The organism is Devosia sp. LjRoot16, from assembly GCF_964252795.1.
Lineage (GTDB): Bacteria > Pseudomonadota > Alphaproteobacteria > Rhizobiales > Devosiaceae > Devosia_A.
Map to the genome: position 1 here is coordinate 415,174 of NZ_CAXUPH020000001.1, position 17,258 is coordinate 432,431.

At 65.7% G+C, this 17,258-nt stretch carries 20 protein-coding genes; 9 read left to right on the forward strand and 11 right to left on the reverse strand.

Going from position 1 to position 17,258, the window contains the following annotated elements; translation table 11 throughout:
• Nucleotides 1-17 precede the first annotated feature (17 nt).
• The 3 genes from ACSQ23_RS01985 to ACSQ23_RS01995 form a co-directional block, all read right to left on the reverse strand.
• Entirely contained in the window at nt 18-581 is a 564-nt protein-coding gene (locus ACSQ23_RS01985; RefSeq protein WP_436089535.1) for a fasciclin domain-containing protein, read from the reverse strand.
• 234 nt (nt 582-815) lie between these two features.
• Entirely contained in the window at nt 816-1,532 is a 717-nt protein-coding gene (locus tag ACSQ23_RS01990) for an anti-sigma factor (protein ID WP_436089536.1), read from the reverse strand.
• Nucleotides 1,529-2,077: a sigma-70 family RNA polymerase sigma factor gene (locus ACSQ23_RS01995; protein ID WP_056003132.1), complete on the reverse strand. Its 549-nt coding sequence runs from the start codon at nt 2,075-2,077 to the stop codon at nt 1,529-1,531. The genes ACSQ23_RS01990 and ACSQ23_RS01995 overlap by 4 nt, the downstream gene beginning before the upstream one ends.
• 199 nt (nt 2,078-2,276) lie before the next feature.
• Here ACSQ23_RS01995 and argB point away from each other — a divergent pair, with 199 nt between their 5' ends.
• The gene (gene argB / locus ACSQ23_RS02000; protein WP_244488541.1) at nt 2,277-3,185 is read left to right on the forward strand and encodes an acetylglutamate kinase; all 909 of its coding nucleotides are present in this window, start codon (nt 2,277-2,279) and stop codon (nt 3,183-3,185) included.
• Nucleotides 3,186-3,600: 415 nt separating this feature from the next.
• On the opposite strand, the gene ACSQ23_RS02005 is transcribed toward argB, so the two are convergent.
• The 4 genes from ACSQ23_RS02005 to ACSQ23_RS02020 form a co-directional block, all read right to left on the reverse strand.
• The gene (locus ACSQ23_RS02005; RefSeq protein WP_436089537.1) at nt 3,601-4,566 is read right to left on the reverse strand and encodes a hypothetical protein; all 966 of its coding nucleotides are present in this window, start codon (nt 4,564-4,566) and stop codon (nt 3,601-3,603) included.
• 124 nt (nt 4,567-4,690) lie between these two features.
• Entirely contained in the window at nt 4,691-5,062 is a 372-nt protein-coding gene (locus tag ACSQ23_RS02010; protein WP_436089538.1) for a YciI family protein, read from the reverse strand.
• Between the two features lie 100 nt (nt 5,063-5,162).
• Nucleotides 5,163-6,674 (reverse strand): MFS transporter, encoded by a 1,512-nt coding sequence (locus ACSQ23_RS02015; RefSeq protein WP_436089539.1) that lies wholly within the window; start codon nt 6,672-6,674, stop codon nt 5,163-5,165.
• Nucleotides 6,675-6,677: 3 nt separating this feature from the next.
• Complete coding sequence (locus ACSQ23_RS02020) at nt 6,678-7,292, reverse strand: TetR/AcrR family transcriptional regulator (protein WP_162247994.1); 615 nt, start codon at nt 7,290-7,292, stop codon at nt 6,678-6,680.
• A gap of 178 nt (nt 7,293-7,470) precedes the next feature.
• Between ACSQ23_RS02020 and ACSQ23_RS02025 the strand changes: the two genes are divergently transcribed.
• Together ACSQ23_RS02025 and ACSQ23_RS02030 are read left to right on the forward strand one after the other, a co-directional pair.
• A complete protein-coding gene (locus ACSQ23_RS02025) occupies nt 7,471-7,641 on the forward strand; it encodes a hypothetical protein (RefSeq protein ID WP_156384763.1) in 171 nt (56 codons plus the stop codon).
• A gap of 31 nt (nt 7,642-7,672) precedes the next feature.
• Complete coding sequence (locus ACSQ23_RS02030; protein ID WP_436089540.1) at nt 7,673-8,377, forward strand: pyrimidine 5'-nucleotidase; 705 nt, start codon at nt 7,673-7,675, stop codon at nt 8,375-8,377.
• Between the two features lie 280 nt (nt 8,378-8,657).
• Here ACSQ23_RS02030 and ACSQ23_RS02035 read toward each other — a convergent pair whose 3' ends face one another.
• Nucleotides 8,658-9,509: an LOG family protein gene (locus tag ACSQ23_RS02035; protein ID WP_056003139.1), complete on the reverse strand. Its 852-nt coding sequence runs from the start codon at nt 9,507-9,509 to the stop codon at nt 8,658-8,660.
• A 121-nt stretch (nt 9,510-9,630) separates the two neighbouring features.
• Here ACSQ23_RS02035 and dapD point away from each other — a divergent pair, with 121 nt between their 5' ends.
• From dapD to ACSQ23_RS02060, 5 genes are read left to right on the forward strand one after another with little or no spacing between them, the layout of a single operon-like run.
• Nucleotides 9,631-10,470 carry a 2,3,4,5-tetrahydropyridine-2,6-dicarboxylate N-succinyltransferase gene (gene dapD / locus ACSQ23_RS02040; RefSeq protein WP_056003142.1) on the forward strand — a complete coding sequence of 280 codons (840 nt, stop codon included), beginning with the start codon at nt 9,631-9,633 and terminating at the stop codon, nt 10,468-10,470.
• Nucleotides 10,471-10,487: 17 nt separating this feature from the next.
• Nucleotides 10,488-11,642, forward strand: a complete 1,155-nt coding sequence (gene dapE, locus ACSQ23_RS02045) for a succinyl-diaminopimelate desuccinylase (protein ID WP_436089541.1) — start codon at nt 10,488-10,490, stop codon at nt 11,640-11,642.
• Nucleotides 11,642-12,187, forward strand: a complete 546-nt coding sequence (locus tag ACSQ23_RS02050; RefSeq protein ID WP_055886073.1) for a hypothetical protein — start codon at nt 11,642-11,644, stop codon at nt 12,185-12,187. Before dapE ends, ACSQ23_RS02050 begins: the two co-directional genes overlap by 1 nt.
• Entirely contained in the window at nt 12,184-12,723 is a 540-nt protein-coding gene (locus ACSQ23_RS02055) for a hypothetical protein (RefSeq protein WP_055886077.1), read from the forward strand. The genes ACSQ23_RS02050 and ACSQ23_RS02055 overlap by 4 nt, the downstream gene beginning before the upstream one ends.
• Nucleotides 12,723-13,328 carry a hypothetical protein gene (locus ACSQ23_RS02060; protein WP_055886081.1) on the forward strand — a complete coding sequence of 202 codons (606 nt, stop codon included), beginning with the start codon at nt 12,723-12,725 and terminating at the stop codon, nt 13,326-13,328. The genes ACSQ23_RS02055 and ACSQ23_RS02060 overlap by 1 nt, the downstream gene beginning before the upstream one ends.
• Before the next feature lie 6 nt (nt 13,329-13,334).
• On the opposite strand, the gene truA is transcribed toward ACSQ23_RS02060, so the two are convergent.
• The 3 genes from truA to def form a co-directional block, all read right to left on the reverse strand.
• On the reverse strand, nt 13,335-14,072 hold the full coding sequence (truA, locus tag ACSQ23_RS02065; protein WP_436089542.1) for a tRNA pseudouridine(38-40) synthase TruA: 738 nt from the start codon (nt 14,070-14,072) through the stop codon (nt 13,335-13,337).
• Nucleotides 14,073-14,220: 148 nt separating this feature from the next.
• Complete coding sequence (gene fmt, locus ACSQ23_RS02070) at nt 14,221-15,141, reverse strand: methionyl-tRNA formyltransferase (protein WP_436089543.1); 921 nt, start codon at nt 15,139-15,141, stop codon at nt 14,221-14,223.
• 225 nt (nt 15,142-15,366) lie between these two features.
• Nucleotides 15,367-15,888, reverse strand: coding sequence for a peptide deformylase (gene def, locus ACSQ23_RS02075; protein ID WP_055886090.1), 522 nt, complete (start codon nt 15,886-15,888; stop codon nt 15,367-15,369).
• Between the two features lie 150 nt (nt 15,889-16,038).
• Between def and ACSQ23_RS02080 the strand changes: the two genes are divergently transcribed.
• Nucleotides 16,039-17,217, forward strand: coding sequence for a DNA recombination protein RmuC (locus ACSQ23_RS02080; RefSeq protein WP_436089544.1), 1,179 nt, complete (start codon nt 16,039-16,041; stop codon nt 17,215-17,217).
• Nucleotides 17,218-17,258: the final 41 nt, after the last annotated feature.

Here is a 17,258-nt window from a genome sequence, read left to right on the forward strand (position 1 = left end):
AGCGCGGGCTGCGAAGGTTACATCTTGGGCAGCAGCACCGCATCGATGACGTGGATAACGCCATTCGACTGGACGACGTCGGCGATCGTCACGTTGGCCACGCCACCGTTCTCGTCGGTGAGGGTGATCTTGTCGCCTTCGTACTTGGCGGTCCAGACGCAGCCACCGACGGTCTTGACGGGGTGAGCGCCACCATCGTCAGCCACCATTTTGGAGATGGCGGTCGACAGTGCATTGGCGGCGACCACATGACAGGTCAAGATCTTGGCCAGCTGTTCCTTGTTCTCGGGCTTCAGCAGGTTGTCGACGGTACCGGCCGGCAGCTTCTCAAACGCCGCGTTGGTCGGCGCGAACACGGTGAACGGGCCAGCGCCCTTCAGCGTCTCGACGAGGCCTGCGGCCTTCACGGCGGCGACCAGCGTGGTGTGATCGGCCGAGTTCACGGCATTGTCGATGATATCCTTGGTCTCGAGCATCGGCGCGCCGCCGACCATCGGGTTCTCAGCAAAGGCGACGCCGGAGAGCGCGGAGACCGACAGCATGGCCGAGACGGCAAGTACGCGAAGAGTGGAGAACTTCATTGTTTGGTTCCTTCCTTTTGGCAGTGTCCGCATTGTTCTTGTGACGGGACAGCGGGAGATACGGGCGCTGTTTCAGGGTAGTTTCGGATCACATTTTCGTCCGCGGCGCTTTATTCGTGGTACCGAACGAAACTATCTGCGGCCTCGGCTCGTATGCGCGCCACCGACGCTGAAAGCGAAACGGCCCGCCTCGGTGGAAGCGGGCCGTTTCGTCTGTGATGGCGGTGGACGGGGTCAGATCGGCGTGACGGTACCGACCGCGACGATCGGGCCCTGCGCCACGCCGGTGGGCGAGCCACCCTTCTGCTCCAGAGTCACGGCGAGGACGGTGCCGGGTTCGATACCGGCCTTGGCGGCGGCATCGAGCGGGATCTCCAGGCGCTGGTCGACCGGGATCACGCCCATCGATACCGCAGGCTGCTCGCCCTTGATGTACCAGAGCTCGAAATCCTTGTCAGGCACGGCGGTGCCCTTGAGCGAAGTGATGCGCACTTGACCGGAAGCCTGATCGTAGAGCGCGACGAACTCGACGCCACTGCCCTCTTGCGCCTGGATCGCGGCGACCAGCTGGGTGGCCAGAACATTGGGATCGACGCGCGGCTGCAGCAGGTTGACGCCGATGGCAACCACGGCCACCGCCGCAGCAGCGGCGGTGAGACCGCGCCACAAAGCCAACGAGTTCCACCAGCCCCCGGAAACAGCCGCAGTGGCGCCGAACAGGCGGCTCTCGATGCGGGCCAGGACGCCTGACGGCGCCGCGACTTCAGCGAACTCGTCGTCGAGGGTCGCGAGGCGGGAACGCCACAGGCGCAGGTCCGAGGCGAGCCCCGGCTCGGCGACGATGCGGCGTGCGAGGGCGGCTCGCTCGCCGCCTTGCAAGAGGCCGAGCGCGTACTCGGCGACCAGCACCTGGTCGTCCTCCCTACCGCCGCTGTGACCTTCCGTGCTCATGCCGACAGGCACTCTCTCAGTTTCAACAGGCTGCGTCGCAGCCAGGTTCGCATCGTGTTCAGCGGTACGCTGTGGCGCGTCGCCAGTTCCTCGTAGCTGAAGCCGTCGAGATAGGCCCCGCGCACACAATCGGCCTTGTCGCTCTCGAGTTCGTCGAGGCAGCCGTCGATGCGCGTGCGCTCCGAACTGTCGATGGTGGCCTGCTCTGGGTCAGGCCCGCCATCGGCGAGGTCAAGCACGAGGTCGATATCATCGCTTACCGGCTTGCGCGCCCGGAGGACGTCCAGCGAGTGGTTGCGGGCGACCGCCACCAGCCAACTGATCGGGCTGTAGCCACCCGCCACGTAGCGGTCGGCGCGCTGCCAGATCTTGACGTACACTTCCTGGAGCGCCTCTTCGGCTTCCGATCTGTCTTTGAGGATACGCAGCACGACGCCGAAAAGTTTCGCACTGGTGCGGCTGTAGAGATCACGAAATGCCGCGCGGTCCCGCAGGGCACAACGGGCAATGAGGTCGGCGATATCGAGGCTCGCGGTGCTGCTCATGGGCGCGAACTTAGCCAAAGGCTGTGAGTATGCCTATCCCCACAGCGCCCGGTCACGAAATCTTCGTGTTTGTTCTGTTGATGCCCATGTCTGGTCGCGGGATCGAGGTGGAAAGTCTCACAACTTTTCCTGATCCGCTCCGGCACGGGGCTCAAAAGCGCTTTCGACTCCAATGGAATGCGCTATAGGACGGGACACAATGGATACACAGCGCGCCATGCCTGACATCGAGAGCTTTTCCCGCGACGCCGCCGTCCTGTCGCAGGCGCTGCCCTATATGCAGCGCTATGAGGGCAAGACCGTCGTGGTGAAGTACGGCGGCCACGCGATGGGCGATGTGGAACTGGGCCAGGCCTTCGCGCGTGACATTGCGCTCTTGAAGCAATCCAAGGTCAATCCGATCGTCGTGCATGGCGGCGGGCCGCAGATCGCCTCGATGCTGAAGAATCTCGGCATCGAGTCGAAGTTCGAGGGCGGGCTGCGCGTCACCGACAAGCGGACGATGGAAGTCGTCGAGATGGTGCTGGCCGGCTCGATCAACAAAGAGATTGTGGCGCTGATCAATGCCGAGGGCGAATGGGCCATCGGCTTGTGCGGCAAGGACGGCAACATGGTCTTCGCCAAAAAGGCCACCAAGACCGTCAAGGACCCCGGCTCGAACATCGAGCGCGAGCTTGATCTGGGCTTTGTCGGCGAGCCGGTGGAAGTCGACCGCACCCTGCTCGACCTCCTCGCCCGCTCGGAGATGATCCCGGTGATCGCCCCGGTGGCGCCCGGCCGCGATGGCCAGACCTATAACATCAATGCCGATACCTTCGCCGGCGCCATTGCCGGCTCGCTCGGCGCCAAGCGCCTGCTGTTCCTGACCGATGTCGATGGCGTGCTCGACGCGAATAAGAAACTGATCCCCGAGCTGTCGGCCCGCGACGCGCGGGCGTTGATCGCCGACGGCACGATCAATGGCGGCATGATCCCCAAGGTCGAAACCTGCCTCGAAGCGCTCGACAACGGCGTCGAGGGCGTGGTGATCCTCAACGGCAAGACCCCGCACGTGGTGCTGGTCGAGCTGTTCACCGCGCATGGCGCCGGCACGCTGATCGTAAGGTAAGAGGCCGCCGATCCGCCCCGGCACATCTCCACATCGTGGCTCCGCTCACCCCCACCCATCCTCCCCCGTCCAAGGGGGAGGTGCCGGGCGGCGGGCTTGGCCAGATCGAGTTCTAACCACCGGCTTCATTCCCGCGCAGGCGGGAACCTAGTGGGATCTCCCCGCGCCCAGGATGCTGAGGCATCCCACTGGTTCCCCGCCTACGTGGGGATGACGCCGGTGAGTGATGGGTTGCGCTGGCGCTCTCTGCCCATGGTTGGCTCACCGCACTCCGGGGCTCAACCCCATCCAATCGCTCGGTCTCTCAGATCTCGCCGTCAGGTCGTGCCCGATGCGGCGCGGTTGCGGCTCTCGCCCGGCTGGCGGCTGGTGTGCGGCAGCGGGCGGCTTTCGGTGCGGCTGTGCATGACCGCGCTCACGGCTTGAGCCACGGGGATTCGACGCTCCAGAAGATGGCGTCGACGCCGAGATAGTCGGTGGCGAAGGCGGTGAACTCGTCCTTGGTGAAGGGCTTGCCGGTCTTGTCGTTCTTGTAGGTGAGGGTCGGCTCCTGCACGGCCATGCCGACGAAATCGAGCTTGCCCCTGTACTGGTTGAAGAACGGGTAGGAGTTCTTCATCTGGCCCTTGCGGTAGGGCACGATATCGGGGCCGCCGAGCCCGATGCCGCTGGCGGCGGCGCGCTCGAACAGTCGGCCCATATAGTTGTGGTCGTTCTCCCACTCGCAGGGCCAGAAGTTGACGTACTGCACCACCTTGGAGGTGCTGAACGCCTGGCGCGCGGTGGTGAGGTTTTCCAGTTCGGCGTCGAAGTAGGCGTCGCAGCTGAAGCCGGTCTGGTCGGCCTTCATGTCGATGTCGATCGCCGTCTCGGGCAGGTTGACGCCATAGACCTGGCCGTCGAAGCGGGTGGCCAGTGCCTTGAGCAGCTCCTGGTAGCGGGCGCGGACGGCGGGGTTCCACTGCATGGTGGTCCAGCCATAGGCCTCGGCCTTGCCCTCGCCCGGGTTGTCGAGCTGCGGCACGAGGCCACCGCCATACTCGGCGCCCTCGAGCACGTAATCGGGGATGTTGCGGGCCTCGGGCGAAAAGAACCGATCCTGGACCTGGATGAACAGTTTCTTGCCTAACTTGCCGGTCTGCTCGAGGTCGCGCTCGATGGCCGAGAAGTCGTACTCACCCTTTTTGGGCTCCAGCGCACGCCAGTTGTAGACTACCTGCGCCCCGGCAATGTCAGGGCGCTCGAGGATCGCCGCTGCCGCCGCGAGGTCGCCATTGCCGGTGTAGATGAAGTTCTCGGCAGCCTGGACGTTGCCGGCGATAGCCGTGGCGAGCCCGAAGATGGTGGCGGCGGTGATGCCGAAGATGGCGAGGGTGTTCACGACGACTCCTGTGCGTTTGGTGAGACGCGAGATGGAGCCGCACTTGGCCGGCACCGCGACCGACATGTGGCATTTTATAGAAAGTCGCCAGCAATGGTTAGCCAATTGCCAACGCCTGAAAGCGCTAGGCCGGTTTGGGCTGCTGCCAGGAAATCCCCATTTCGGCCCGCACCTCGATGCTGCCGAAGCGGGCCATGGGCTCGCGGCGGGCGATCGCCACGGCCTCCTCGAGGTCACGCGCCTCGATGACGAAGAAGCCGCCCAGGTGCTCCTTGCTTTCGATATACGGGCCGTCGGTGGCGGAGACCTTGCCGCCGCGCGAGCGGACGATGCGGGCAGTGCCGGGCTCCTTCAGCGCCAGGTCGAGGATCAGATGACCGCTGGCGGTCAGCTCGGCGTTCGCCGCCTGGTTGTCGCGATCCATGGCGGCGAGCTCTTCAGGGGTGGCGGCGTCGATCAGCGAGGGGTCGACATGGACGAGGCAGACGTAGCGCATCGGTTTCTCCTCTGGGGTTTCTCTGAGTGGTCGACCGGATGGCGACGGAATCGACATTCACACAGCAAAGAAAAAGGGCGCCCAGAGACGCCCTTTCGCATCAGGCCTCGGCGACGACTGGCGGCGCCGCCGGTGCGCCGGCACTCTGGTCGGGGCGCTTGATCTTGAGGAACGGCACGAGGATCACCACCAGGCCGAACGAAATGATCTGGTAGACGATGGCCGGCGCCGCAGCTTCGGCGAAGGCGACATGCGGGGCGTTGCCGGCGGCAAAGCCAGCGGCGAGCTGGGTGAAGAAGATCTGCCCGACCAGCGCCACGCCGATGGCGCCGCCGACCTGCTGGAACGCCTGCAGCGCACCGGAGCCGGCACCGGCATCGCGGGCCGGGACACCCCCCAGCACCGACTGGAACAGCCCGGAGAAGCCGAGGCCGAGACCGAGACCGGCCAGCAGCAGCGGCGGCAGGAAGGTCCAGTGATCGACGCTGTCACCGAGCCCGCCGATGATGAAATCGAGCCAGGTGATGCCGACGACGAGGATCGCCGCGCCGAGCGCCAACCGAGTGCGCAGGTACCTCTGGCCGAGCCGGCCGATGAACAGCGAGACGGCGAGCACGCCGACCGAGAACGGCGTGTTGGTGAGGCCGGACTCGAGCGGGGTGAAGTTGTAGCCCGACTGCAGCAGCAGCGAGATGACCATGAACATGGCCGGCACGCCCGAGGCGAAGATAGTGGTGATGAGCAGGCCGAGCAGATAGTTCGGGTTGCTGATCAGGCTGAAATTGAGCAGTTGCGGCTGATCGATGCGGGCCCGGTGCCGCTCCCAGATGATGAACATGCCGGCGAATAGCAGGCCCACCGCCATCAGGCCCCAAAGCCAGGTCGGCCAACCCAGGGCGTGGCCTTCGACCAGCGGGAAGACCATGGCGACCATGGCGATGCCGAACAGGCCAATGCCGACGAAATCGTTCTTCAGCGTCGGGTGGCCCGGGGTGCGCGGGATCAGGTACCAGCCGGCGATAACGGCAAAGATGCCGAACGGGATGTTGACGAGGAAGATTGGCCGCCAGTCGAGATCGAAGAAGTTGGCGCCGATCAACAGGCCACCGACGATCGGACCGGCGACGGCAGCGAGGCCGGCGCTCAGACCGAACAGCGAGAACGCCTGGCCCTTTTCCTCGGGCGGGAAGGTGACCTGGGCGATGGCGAGCACCTGCGGGGTCATGGCGGCGCCGGCGAGGCCCTGCAGCACGCGGGCGATGATCAGCCACTCGATCGAGGGCGCCAGGCCGCAGAAGGCCGAGGCGAGCGTGAAGGCCGCGACGCCGATGAGGAACATGCGGGTGCGGCCGACGATGTCGCCGAGCCGGCCGAACGGCAACAGGCCCAGCGCGAAGGCCAGCACATAGGCGGCGATGACCCACTCGATCTGCGTCGGGTCGGCGCCGAGATTCTGCTGCAGGCTGGGGAGCGCGACGTTGACGATGGTGACGTCGATGAGATTCATGAAGCTGGCGAGCAGCAGCACGGCGAGCGCCACCCAGCGGCGCGGATCGGCATCGGCCTTGGACTGCGGCGGATGGAACTGCGAAGAAGGGAATTGCGAAGACATGGACTAGTTCCTGGTCGGTGTGGTTGAGCGAACGGCGCGGCGCAGCTCAGCGCACAGGCGTTCGAAATACTGGGGTGAGGTATCGGGGCCGCGGCCGAAGCCGACCAGCGCCCCGATGAACATGCTGGAGGCGGCCTCGGGATCGAGGTCCGCCCGGAAGGTTCCGTCGGCGACGCCGTCGACGAAGATCGCGGCAACCATCTGGTGCCACTTCAAGAGGATCGGCCGCATAGCGGCGTGGATGACTTCGTCGCGCCGTGCCCGCTCCATCAGCTCGGACATCACGGCGAGGGTGTCGCGCTGCTCGTAGAACATCTCGTGGAAGTCGAAGAACTCGTGCTCGAGCCGCTCCAACGGCGACAGGTGGGCGCGTGGCCGCACCAGCGACTGAGCCCGGAAGTCGTCGCGCATGGCACCGGCGACGAGGCCGATCAGCGCCTCCTTGGTGGGGACATGATAGTGCAGCGTCGCGACATTGATGCCGACCCGCGCCGCGATATCGCGGGTGCGCAGGCCCTCAAAGCCCTTCTCGGCAATGAGGTCGCGCGCTGCGGACGCGATGGCGCGGCGACGATCGTCGGTGTTTTCCCGTTTCGGGGCGGGGCTGGTGACGGTCATGGCTTCCTGGCTCGCCGACAATGTCGCGCCAGACGCCGTGATTTCGACGTTTCGCGCCTGGCAGCGCAGCCACATACACCTCGTCGCTCTGTCAATCAAGTGATTGATTGAACGGAATCGTTGGATCGACTTATAGGCGGGCTTTCCGCCTTTCCGGTTTCTTCCCGGTGACAAGAAGATGAGCCAGCAGCTGGGCAAGCTGCCGCGACTGCCGGCCGGGTTTCAGGTTGAGCTCGATGCAGCGCTGCTGGGGCGCGGCGACGCTTCTACCAGCGCGTGGCCGGAGCGCTTCGCGATCATCGAGCGCTTGACCGCCGGGCTGCGCAGCCTTGCACCGAGCGCGGGGTGAAAGTTCCGGCGAAAGCTGCCATATTGGTCGGATGAACGATTTTACTCCTCCGCCCCGCTCGCTCTCCCACGTCACCGACTGGGTGTTCGACCTCGACAACACGCTCTACCCGCGTGAATGCAACCTGTTCGCGCAGATCGACATGCTGATCTCGCACTATATGGTCGGCGTCACGCAGCTGCCGTTCGACGAGGCGCGGGCGCTGCAGAAAGCCTATTACCGCGACTATGGCACGACGCTGAACGGGCTGATGCAGTTGCACGAGGTGGACCCGGACCATTTCCTCAACACCGTGCACGCCATCGACTACTCGCCGGTAGAGGCGCATCCCGACCTGGTCGAAGCGATCAAGGCGCTGCCGGGACGGAAGTTCATCCTCACCAATGGCGATGTCGGGCACGCACGCGCGGTGCTGAACCGGCTGGGCAACGCCGACGCGCTGTTCGAGGACATCTTCGATATCCGCGCCATGAGCTACAAGCCCAAGCCCCTGCCCGAAGCTTATGAGGCGTTCTTCCACAAGCACGGCATCGACGCGCGGCGCGCCGCGATGTTCGACGATCTCGAAAAGAACCTGCTGGTGCCGCACGATACCGGCATGACCACGGTGCAGGTGATCGCCGGCGAAGCTTTCGCGCACGAGCAGGTGGAAGCCTGGGAGCTCGAACGCACCGGCGGCACCCATGTGCACCATGTGACGGCGGACCTGGCTGGGTTTTTGCGGAAGCTGCCGTAAGGGCAGGTTGTGGCGCACACAGTGGCTCCCCACGACCCCCTCTCTGGCGAAAACTAAGGACTTAGCTGCGCTAAGCCCAAGTTTTCGCTTTCTCCCCCGCCAAGGGGGAGAGTCCCGACTGATGCGCCAATGCCAATGGTGGCCACTGATCATCTCCCCCCTTGCGGGGGAGAATGGAATTTCTTGGGCTTAGCTTCTTGGCTAAGCCTTAGAAATTCCAAGAGAGGGGATGCGGAGCCACCGCGCCTCCACGCAAGGGGGCCGTCTCTGTCAGTCTGGTTCAGCTCGCCAGCGTCACTTCCGGCAGGTTGTAGTGTTCGCGGATGACGTTCCAGCCGTCTTCGGCGCTGTCGACGACGGTGAACAGATGCGGATCGTCGGGGGCGATGGTGCCGGCTTCGGCGAGGGCCTCGAAGTTGATCACCTTGTTCCAGAACTCCTTGCCGAACAGCAGCAGCGGCACGCGCTCCATGCGGCCGGTCTGGATCAGGGTCAGCGTCTCGAAGAACTCGTCGAGCGTGCCGAAGCCGCCGGGGAAAATGGCGACGGCGCGGGCGCGTAAGAGGAAGTGAATCTTGCGGGTGGCGAAATAGTGGAAATTGAAGCAGAGGTCGGGCGTGATGTAGGTGTTCGGCGCCTGCTCGTGCGGCAGGACGATGTTAAGGCCGATGCTGGGCGCGCCGACATCGGCGGCGCCGCGATTGCCGGCTTCCATGACGCCGGGACCACCGCCGGTGACCACCACATAATCGCGGAAGTTCAGGGCGCGTGAGGTGAGCGAGGCGTATTGAGCGAAGCGCCGGGCCTCGTCGTAGTAGCGCGAGGCCGCTTCGAGGTTCTTTTTCTGCGTCTCGTTGCGGGCGGCCCAGGCGGGTTTGCCCGGCTCGGGGATACGGGCGCCGCCGAACAGCACGACGGTCGAGCGGATGCCGTGCTCGCGCAGGCGGAACTCGGTCTTCAGATATTCCAGCTGGAAGCGGACGCCGCGGGTGTCCTCACTGGTCATGAACTCTTCGTCGGAGAAGGCGAGCCGGAACGCCGCGGATTCGGTCTGCGGCGTCGAGGGCGCGCGTTTTGCCGCATCCACGTCCTCGACTGAGGTACGAAGCGGGGTATGGGCGCGTCTGGCCATTCTGGCGTCTCCGAATAGTGGCCTTGAGCTTGTCACGGCCGGGGTTAAGGATCGTTGACAGCAGGACCGGGCCGGATAATGTCCGGCGCGCCGTCCTGCCACCCGACCGAAAGCACTTGTCATGTCGTATGCCGATCTCGCCCAGACCATCGATGCCGCCTGGGAGGCGCGCACCGAGATCAGCTCCAGTACGCAAGGCGCAGTGCGCGAGGCGGTGGAGACAGCGCTCGAACTGCTCGACAGCGGCAAGGCGCGCGTTGCCGAGAAGTCTGGCGACGGTTGGACGGTCAATCAATGGCTGAAGAAGGCGGTGCTGCTGAGCTTCCGGCTCAACGACAACGCGGTGATCCAGGGCCCCGGTGGCACCACCTGGTGGGACAAGGTGCCCTCGAAGTTCGAAGGCTGGGGCGAGAACCGTTTTCGTGAGGCCGGCTTCCGGGCGGTGCCCGGCTCGATCGTGCGGCGTGGCTCGCATATCGGCCGCGGCGTGGTGCTGATGCCGAGCTTCGTCAATATCGGCGCCTTCGTCGACGAGAACTCGATGGTCGATGGCTGGGCCACAGTCGGCTCGTGCGCGCAGATCGGCAAGAACGTGCACCTGAGTGGCGGCGTCGGCATTGGCGGCGTGCTGGAGCCGATGCAGGCCGGCCCCACCATCATCGAGGACAACTGCTTTATCGGCGCCCGCTCCGAGGTGGTCGAGGGCGTGGTGGTCGGCGAGGGCTCGGTGCTGTCGATGGGCGTCTATATCGGCGCCTCGACCAAGATCGTCGACCGGGCGACCGGCGAAATCCATATCGGCAAGGTGCCGCCCTACTCCGTGGTGGTCTCGGGCAACCTGCCGGGCAAGCCGCTCCCCAACGGCCAGCCGGGCCCGAGCCTTTATTGCGCGGTGATCGTCAAGACGGTCGACGCGCAGACGCGGTCGAAGACCGGCATCAACGAGCTGTTGCGCGACTGACAGGGACGGACGGGACAATGACGCTCGCAGAGGGGATCAACCCCGTCCAGCTTCTCGCCGACCTGATCCGCCAGCCCTCAGTCACGCCGGAGCTGCATGGCGCGTTCGACGTGCTCGAGGCGGCCTTGGTGCCGCTGGGGTTCAGCTGCGAGCGCGTACGGTTCGAGGGGGATGGGTCCTATCCGGTCGACAACCTGTTCGCGACGCGCGGCAGCGAGGGCCGGCATCTGCTGTTTGCCGGGCATACCGACGTGGTGCCGCCCGGCGATAGCGCAGCGTGGCGGCATCAGCCGTTCGCGGCTGAGATCGTCGACGGGACGATCTATGGACGCGGCGCCGCCGACATGAAGTCGGGAATCGCGGCGTTCATCGCGGCGATCGCACGGGTGCCGGAGGCGGGGCGCATCTCGCTTGCCATCACCAATGACGAGGAAGCCGACGCGGTCAACGGCACCGACAAGCTGATGGCCTGGGCGGAAGCTCAGGGTCACCGCTTCGATTTCGCCATCGTCGGCGAGCCAAGCGCCACGGCGCGGGTGGGCGACAGCATCAAGGTGGGGCGGCGCGGCTCGCTCAACGGGCAGATCCGGGTGACCGGCACGCAGGGGCATGTCGCCTATCCCGACAAGGCCAACAACCCGCTGCCGACGGCGGCGCTGCTGATCGGGGCGCTGACCGGCAAGCTCGACGACGGCACCGAGCATTTTCCGCCCTCGAACCTCGAATTCACCTCGGCCGATGTCGGCAACGAGACTACCAACGTCATCCCGGCCTCGGTGCTGCTGCGCTTCAATGTGCGCTACAACGATCGCTGGACGCCGGAAAGCCTGATCGCCGCGATCGAGGAGGTGATCGGCAACCAGGACCTGCGTGGCTGCAGCGCCGAGTTCAGCGTGGTGGGGCGCCCATCGCGCTCGTTCCTGTCGCCGCTCGGCGGCGGCGTGGAAACGCTGATCGAAACCATCGCGCGGCGCACCGGCATCCCGCCGGAACTGTCGACCGGCGGCGGTACGTCGGACGCGCGGTTCATCGCGGAATACTGCCCGGTGGTGGAGTTCGGGCTGCCCGGCCCGACCATGCACAAGGTGGACGAGAATGTGCGAGTCGCCGATGTCGAGGAGCTGACGGCGCTCTACGCCCAGTTCATCCGTGACTATCTGGGGGGCGAGTGATGGCGAACGGCTTTCTCAGCGCCGTGGGCACCGCAACGCAGACGGCGTTCGGCCGGGCGCCGGCCACCGACAGCCCGGCGACGGCGAGCTGGACGCATGCCGTCGCCGGCATCGTGGTGATGGCGTTGCTGCAGGTGGTGCTGCTGGTGGTGCCATTCGCAGGCGCGTTGCCGGAGGCACTGCGGGCGGTCGTCGATTTCGCCCTGCTGGCGCTGGTGATGACGGCGGTGCCGTTCGTCGTGGTCGGCGCGGCCGGATTGCTGCTGGGCAAGCAGGAACAGCTGCCCGGCTTCTTCCTGTTCCTGGCGCTGGTGCTGGCGCTGAGCCAACTGGTCGGCCTCATCATCGGGGCGTTCGGCATCAGCGCCGGCACGGCGATGATCGGTATCCTCGGCTACTTCGTGGCGCGGGCGGCAAAGAGCCTGTTCGGCATGGGCTGGGCCGGCGCGATCCTGCTCGGTGCGCTGGTGGCCGTCGCCTCGTTCGCTGCGAGCTTCATCTTCCTGATGCTGCCGACCGGGCAGGCGATGATGGCGGCGCCGTGAACGCCTTCGGCGAGCTGTGGCGCGCCATTGTCGGCTGGCTCGACCTGTTGACGGCGCGCCCGGGCGCGGCGCAGAAATTCAACCTCACCGGTCTCGGCCTCATCAACGCCACCGGCTGTTTCTTTGCCGTGGTGCTGGCGCTGATCCTCATCGAGAGTTCGCTCAGCGGCTTTCCCGGCTGGGCGACGGTCGTCCTCAGCCTTGTCGCCAATGCCCTGCAGCTCGGCGTCATATGGGTGGTGATCGCAGTGACGGCGCGGGTGTTTCGTACGCCTGGAGTAGCGATGGCGGTGCCCGCTACCTACGCCGTGGCGTTCGTCCTCGGGGTGTCGCTGCCGCTGGCCTATCTCGGCGGATCGAACATTCTCACGGCGACGCTCGGGGTCATCGGCTTTATGCTGTTCCGGGTGGCGCGCGAGGTCGGCAAACTCGGGATCGGCATTTCCGCCGCGTTTGCCATTCTTTCGATTGTCGCGCTTGTCGCCACCCGAGTCGGGCTCTACATGCTGACCACCGGACTGAACGGGGTCGGCTAGTGCCTGAACGCAGCAACGATATCTGGAACGAGGTGGCCTCGGCCGCCCGCGGCGTTGTGGCGCTGGTCATCGGTGACCGCCGGGCCAACGGCTATTTCGACTTCTCCGATCGCGGGCTGGTCGGCAGCTTCATCGCCTTCCTGGTGGTGGCGCTGCTCAACACCGCGGTGCCGCTGGTGCTGGGCGTGCCCGGAACGAGCGGTACGGCGTTCCGGGCCATTGCCACGGTGATCATCGTGCTGGCGCTGCAGATCGGCGCGGCGGCCCTGGTGCTGCGCCAGTTGAAGCGGCCCGATGCCTTGGTGCCCTACATCGTGGTCGACAACTGGGCGACCTTTTTCCTGACCATCGCCACGACGCTGCTCGGACTGGTGGGCGCCGGCGGCGAGCTGATGTTCATCGCCACGGGCATCGTGATCATCATCATCATGATCAACATCGCCCGGCTGATCCTGACGCTGACGCCCTGGCAGATCGCCTCATTCCTCGTGGTGCAGCTGATCAGCGGCGTGATTGCACTGTTCGTGGTGAGCGCGGTGTTCCCGCTGTCGCCGGAGCAGTTGGCCGAACTGACGGCCGGCGCAGGAGCGGCTACGGCGCCCTGAGCGCTGTCAGTAATCCACCTTGGTGAGGTAGAGCCCGTCGGGCGGGGCGAGCGGGCCGCAGCGGGCGCGATCGCGGGCATCGAGGGCAGCGCGGAAATCGCTTGGGCGCCATTTGCCGTCGCCCACCAGCTTCAGCGAGCCCACCATCGAGCGCACCTGCGAATGAAGGAAGCTGCGGGCCTTAGCGGTGACGACGATCATCTCAGCCTGCCGCGACACGGTGAAGATATCGAGGGTGCGATCGGGCGACTTGGCCTGGCACTCGGCGGCGCGGAAGGTGGTGAAATCGTGCTTGCCGAGGATCAGCTGCGCCGCCCTGTGCATGGCATCGGCATCGAGCGGCACCGGCACGTGCCAGACGCGGCCGGCATCAAGGCCGGGCCGGGCACGGCGGTTGAGGATGCGGTATTCGTAGTGCCGGGCGATGGCCGAGAATCGGGCCTCGAAGCTCTCGTCGACACGATCGACAGTGAGGATGGCCACCGGATGCGGCTTGGTGTGATAGTTCAGCGCCTCTCGCACCTTGAATGGATCCCAGTCGCGCTCGAGGTCGAAATGCACCACCTGGCCGAGGGCGTGGACACCGGCATCGGTACGACCGGCGGCCTGGGTGACGACACTCTCACCGGAGAAGCGCGCGATCGCCTCCTCGAGCAGTTGCTGCACGGAGAGATCGCCCGCCTGCCGCTGCCAGCCGCAGAAGGGGCGGCCGTCGTATTCGATCGAGAGACGGTAGCGGGGCATCGCTAGAAAGGCCCCCTCACCCGGCCCTGCGGGCCGACCTCTCCCCCAAGGGAGAGGTGACGCATGGGCGAGCTCGTGCCACCGCGCACCTCTCCCTTGGGGGAGAGGTCGGAGCGCGCAGCGCTCCGGGTGAGGGGGCATTCAGGACTCACGATGCCCGCTCCGGCAACGCCCCTGCCCCACGCAGGAACGTCGCGGCGTCCATGGCGCCCTTGCCTTCGCGCTGCACCATGGTGAGGCGCACGGCGCCGGTGCCGCAGGCAATGGTGAGATCGGGGAGGATGGTGCCCGGGGTGCCCTCTGCGGCGACCAGCGTCGAGCGCAGCGCCTTGATGCGGGTGGGCGTGCCGTTAAGGCTCAGTTCGAACCAGGCGCCGGGGAATGGCGAGAGGCCGCGGATCAGGTTGTGCACCTCGCTCGCGGGCTTCGTCCAATCGATGCGCGCTTCCGCCTTGTCGATCTTGCTGGCGTAGGTGACGCCTGCTTCCGGCTGTGGGGTGAAATGCAGGCTGCCGCGGTCGAGCGCGGCGAGCGCCCGGCCCATCAGGTCGGCGCCGACCAGCATCATCCGGTCATGCAGCTCGCCCGAGGTCATGTCGGGTCCGATAGGCATTTCCTCGATCAGGCCGACGGCGCCGGTATCGAGGCCCTCGTCCATCTGCATCACCATGATGCCGGTGCGCGCATCCCCCGCCATCACCGCGCGCTGGATCGGCGCAGCGCCGCGCCAGCGCGGCAGGAGCGAGCCGTGGAGGTTGAGACAGCCAAGCCGTGGCGCCTCGAGGATCGGCCTGGGCAGGATCAGGCCATAGGCGACGACCACCGCCACATCGGCATCGAGCGAGGCAAACACCTCCTGCTCGGGCGCCTGCTTCAGCGAGCGCGGGGTGAATACCGGGATGCCGAAGCCCTCGGCCGCCTCATGCACCGGCGACTTGCGCTCGGCCTGGCCGCGGCCGGCGGGTTTTGGCGCACGGGTGTAGACGGCAACCACTTCGTGGCCGGTCGAGACGATCTCGGTGAGGGTGGGCACGGCGAATTCCGGCGTGCCCATGAAGATGATTTTCATATTCCCGGTCTCTCGGTGGTCGCCTTCTCCCCTTGCGGGCAGCGGACGAGGGCGAAGCCCTCGCCGCGAGGTGGCGCGTGAGCGCCGGATGAGGGGTCCGCGCAACGAAGTGTAGCGCGATCCGAGTGAAGCGAGGAGCGATTGCGTACGCGGAGAGAGACCCCTCATCCGCCCTTCGGGCACCTTCTCCCACGAGGCGAGAAGGCGATCGCCTCAAATGAGGTGTCAGCCCGCCTTCTTGGCGAGGCGCTCGGCCTTCTGGAACTTCTTCAGCACGCGGTCGCGCTTCAGCCGGCTCAGGTAGTCGATGTAGAGCACGCCATCGAGGTGATCGAGCTCGTGCTGGACGCAGACCGCGAGGCGATCCTTGGCGTCGAGCTCCACTTCCTTGCCGTCGAGATCGGTGTAGCGGACGGTGACCTCGGCCGGGCGCTCGACATCATAGTAGAGCTCGGGGATGGAGAGGCAGCCTTCCTCGGTGGTGACGGTCTCGTCGGAGTATTTGAGGATCTCGGGGTTGATCATGACCAGCGGCGCGGCCGGCTCGTCTTCCTTGGCGAGGTCCATGACGACGATACGTTTCAGCTCGCCGATCTGCGGCGCGGCAAGGCCAATGCCCGGCGCGTCATACATGGTTTCGAGCATGTCCTTAGCAAGCTGCTTGATGCCATCGTCGATCTTCTCGATCGGCTCTGCAATGGCGCGCAGGCGCTCGTCGGGCAGGATCAGGATGGGGCGCTTGGCCATGAACGTTCAGTCCTTCATCGGGGGTTGCCGCTGAATATGGTATTTCCCGGGCGCCGGTCAACGGCCAGCCGGTTTACGCTCTGTTTAGGCCAATTGCGGCGCCGAAGAACAATGCGGGAACAACGGCGTCGAATCGTGTAAGCTGAGGCGATGGATCGAGTGCTTTTCGTCATCGCCGACTTCCCCGTCACGCTTGAGATCGCCGCCTATGCATCTGTGGGAGTCGTCGCGGCCCTCTTGGTGGCGCTGCTCGTCGTCGTGGTGCGCCAGTCGCGCGCCCGGGCGGAAGAGGCAGAGCAGCGCGCCGAAGAGGCAGCCGCGGCGCGGCTCAAGGCGCAGGAGACCGAGCGCTACATCGCCGACATGGTTCGCGTGCAGTCGGAGATGACCGGCCGGATGCAGACGATGAGCGAGATTTTTGGCTCGCGCACCTCCGACCTGGCACGGCTGGTGAACGAACGGCTCGACAGCCAGGGCCAGCGCATCGGCGCGGTCATGCAGGAAAGCAACGTCAAGACCAACGAGAGCCTGGCGAAGCTCCAGGAACGGCTGGCGGTGATCGACCGGGCGCAATCCAACATCACCCAGCTCAGCCAGAATGTGGTGTCGCTGCAGTCGATCCTCGCCAACAAGCAGACGCGCGGCGCGTTCGGCCAGGGCCGGATGGAAGCGATCATCGGCGATGGGCTGGCGCAGAACGCCTATGCGTTCCAGGCGACGCTGTCGAACGGCAGCCGCCCCGATGCGCTGGTCTATATGCCGAACGGGGCGCCGTCGCTGGTGATCGACGCCAAGTTCCCGCTGGAAAGCTGGCAGGGCTTTTCCGGGGCCGGCGAAGGCGAGGACCCGCGCTTCGCCGCCAGCCGGTTCCGCACCGACATGGGTGTCCATATCAAGGCGATCTCGGAAAAATACCTGATCGCCGGAGAGACCGCCGACACGGCGTTCCTGTTCGTGCCGTCGGAATCGATCTTTGCGGACCTGCACGAACATTTCGAGGATGTGGTGCAACGGGCGCTGAAGGCGCGCATCGTCATCGTCTCGCCGTCGATCCTGATGCTGTCGATCCAGGTGGTGCAGGCGCTGCTGCGCGACGTGAAGATGCGCGAAGAGGCCTATCGTATCCAGACCGAGGTGCGGGCGCTATTGGCCGATGTCGGCCGGCTGGACGAGCGGGTGCGCAAGCTCCAGACCCACTTCACCCAGGCCGCCGGGGATATCAGCGACATCGTCACCTCGTCCTCGAAGATCGTGAAGCGCGGCGAGCGGATCGAGGCGATGGAGTTCGACGAAGCCCGGCCGGAGCCGCAGCGGCTCGCCGGCGAGTAGGCTGCTCACATCGCCTCACAAGCGTGCGAGCGTCATCCCCA

What these genes read in the sequence shown, in the direction of transcription:
- ACSQ23_RS01985 (WP_436089535.1), bottom strand. Translation starts at nt 581, where the DNA reads ATGAAGTTCTCCACTCTTCGCGTACTTGCCGTCTCGGCCATGCTGTCG.
- ACSQ23_RS01990 (WP_436089536.1), bottom strand. Translation starts at nt 1,532, where the DNA reads ATGAGCACGGAAGGTCACAGCGGCGGTAGGGAGGACGACCAGGTGCTG.
- ACSQ23_RS01995 (WP_056003132.1), bottom strand. Translation starts at nt 2,077, where the DNA reads ATGAGCAGCACCGCGAGCCTCGATATCGCCGACCTCATTGCCCGTTGT.
- argB (WP_244488541.1), top strand. Translation starts at nt 2,277, where the DNA reads ATGGATACACAGCGCGCCATGCCTGACATCGAGAGCTTTTCCCGCGAC.
- ACSQ23_RS02010 (WP_436089538.1), bottom strand. Translation starts at nt 5,062, where the DNA reads ATGCGCTACGTCTGCCTCGTCCATGTCGACCCCTCGCTGATCGACGCC.
- ACSQ23_RS02015 (WP_436089539.1), bottom strand. Translation starts at nt 6,674, where the DNA reads ATGTCTTCGCAATTCCCTTCTTCGCAGTTCCATCCGCCGCAGTCCAAG.
- ACSQ23_RS02020 (WP_162247994.1), bottom strand. Translation starts at nt 7,292, where the DNA reads ATGACCGTCACCAGCCCCGCCCCGAAACGGGAAAACACCGACGATCGT.
- ACSQ23_RS02025 (WP_156384763.1), top strand. Translation starts at nt 7,471, where the DNA reads ATGAGCCAGCAGCTGGGCAAGCTGCCGCGACTGCCGGCCGGGTTTCAG.
- ACSQ23_RS02030 (WP_436089540.1), top strand. Translation starts at nt 7,673, where the DNA reads ATGAACGATTTTACTCCTCCGCCCCGCTCGCTCTCCCACGTCACCGAC.
- ACSQ23_RS02035 (WP_056003139.1), bottom strand. Translation starts at nt 9,509, where the DNA reads ATGGCCAGACGCGCCCATACCCCGCTTCGTACCTCAGTCGAGGACGTG.
- dapD (WP_056003142.1), top strand. Translation starts at nt 9,631, where the DNA reads ATGTCGTATGCCGATCTCGCCCAGACCATCGATGCCGCCTGGGAGGCG.
- dapE (WP_436089541.1), top strand. Translation starts at nt 10,488, where the DNA reads ATGACGCTCGCAGAGGGGATCAACCCCGTCCAGCTTCTCGCCGACCTG.
- ACSQ23_RS02050 (WP_055886073.1), top strand. Translation starts at nt 11,642, where the DNA reads ATGGCGAACGGCTTTCTCAGCGCCGTGGGCACCGCAACGCAGACGGCG.
- truA (WP_436089542.1), bottom strand. Translation starts at nt 14,072, where the DNA reads ATGCCCCGCTACCGTCTCTCGATCGAATACGACGGCCGCCCCTTCTGC.
- fmt (WP_436089543.1), bottom strand. Translation starts at nt 15,141, where the DNA reads ATGAAAATCATCTTCATGGGCACGCCGGAATTCGCCGTGCCCACCCTC.
- def (WP_055886090.1), bottom strand. Translation starts at nt 15,888, where the DNA reads ATGGCCAAGCGCCCCATCCTGATCCTGCCCGACGAGCGCCTGCGCGCC.
- ACSQ23_RS02080 (WP_436089544.1), top strand. Translation starts at nt 16,039, where the DNA reads ATGGATCGAGTGCTTTTCGTCATCGCCGACTTCCCCGTCACGCTTGAG.